3 protein-coding genes are annotated in these 1,427 nt (G+C 64.3%); 1 reads left to right on the top strand and 2 read right to left on the bottom strand.

The genetic code is table 11. The features are described 5' to 3' along the window. Nucleotides 1-311: hypothetical protein (locus tag JHC79_RS18585; RefSeq protein WP_296393594.1), on the top strand; the 311-nt coding region annotated here is incomplete at its 5' end. A gap of 21 nt (nucleotides 312-332) precedes the next feature. Here the strand turns inward: JHC79_RS18585 and JHC79_RS18580 are convergent. Beyond that, on the bottom strand, nucleotides 333-593 hold the full coding sequence (locus JHC79_RS18580; protein ID WP_296393592.1) for a hypothetical protein: 261 nt from the start codon (nucleotides 591-593) through the stop codon (nucleotides 333-335). Between the two features lie 114 nt (nucleotides 594-707). After that, nucleotides 708-1,427, bottom strand: a 720-nt coding sequence (locus JHC79_RS18575; RefSeq protein WP_296393590.1) for an RsiV family protein, incomplete at its 5' end; no start/stop codon positions are given.

Genomic DNA, 1,427 nt, shown 5'->3' with positions numbered 1-1,427 from the left:
TGCACGACGTGGTCGAGGACTCCGGTATCACTGCGGCAGATCTGCTCTCGCGAGGAGTGCCGAAAGAAGTAGTCGACGTGGTGACGCTGCTGACGCGGGACAAAGAGGTCTCCGACGAGAACTACTACGCGGCAATCAGTGACCACCCGACTGCACTCGTCGTGAAGTTGGCCGACCTCGCGGACAACACCGACATCGAGCGGCTCCGTCGGTTGCCGGAGGCGTTGCAGCAAAAGCTGACGGCGAAGTACGAGAAGGCATACCGAGCACTGGGGCGCGATGACCTCGCCGACGGCTTGGCGAGCAGGTAGTCAGACTGGCCGGGCGCAACGTCAGAAGAGAAAGCCGTTCCGCGCAAACAGGGGATAGGCCTGGCAGCAGAGGAGAACCAGGCACGCGACCCGGGTCTTGGTTCCGCCGCAGATGGTTCCGACCACTGCTGACACGAATGAGATGCCGGCGAGGACCATCATGATGACGATGATCGATCCGGAGTTGTCGTCAGGTCCGCCCTCGATTCCTTGGCTGAGGGCGGCTATGAACAACGCCGGGACGACGAAGAACAGCGACCAGCCGAGCATCGCGGCGAACACCGCGACAGTGGAACTGGTCGACCGCGGTTGGTCGAGCGTTTCGGGTGCTGAGAGTGTCTCGGTCATACGGACCATCTCATCGCTCGAGCGACCGGGTCGAATCCGTACTTCTACTCAGCTGCTCAAGATGTCCTGCATCCCCGGTGCCAGCACGTCGGACAACGATGACCACGGAATCGTGATGGTGACGAGCCCGTCGGCGTACGCACCGACCTGGTAGTCGCCGAAGTGGATCAGCATTCCGGCGGGCGACGCGGTCCAGTTGGCGAAGTTCTCCAGCTTGGGCGCCATGCCTTCGCGAACGTATCGGTCCCCGACGTTGGTCGTCGGCAGGATGCGTGCCGATTCCTGTGACAGCCGCGCGAGACCGGCGCCGAGATCGCCGAACGCGTCCTGAAGCGTGATCGGCTTCGCGGTCTCGGCGTTGATGGTCACCGTCGAGAGCAGTGAGTCGCCATGCGCACCAGGGGGTTGGGCGATCCACCCGGTGATCTGCTCCGCGCTGATGACCCGCTCACCGATGTGGAACGGGCCCTTCGAGTAGCCGTTGCTCAGCTTGAAGCCGTCGTACGGCGACTTGTCATCGTCGATCAGGTCTTGGAGGGCCGCACGCATCGACTGGTTGAACTCGGCGGTGACCGCCGGGTTGCCGCCGCTCAACTGCGGGATGGTGACGTCGTAGGTCGCCCGGCCCGACGCTCCCGTCACCCGGATGCTGGTCTGTGTGTACGGGCTCGCGGCCGCTGTTGTCGTCGTCGACGTGGGGGCGGCGGTCGCCGACGCCGACTCGGTGACGGTCACGACCGTCGTGGGTTGCGACGATGGGCTGCCGTC

Source organism: Williamsia sp. (genome assembly GCF_016462415.1).
Lineage (GTDB): Bacteria > Actinomycetota > Actinomycetes > Mycobacteriales > Mycobacteriaceae > Williamsia_A.
The sequence above is the reverse complement of the archived record's forward strand: the minus strand, read 5'-3'. Positions and strand labels throughout refer to the sequence as shown.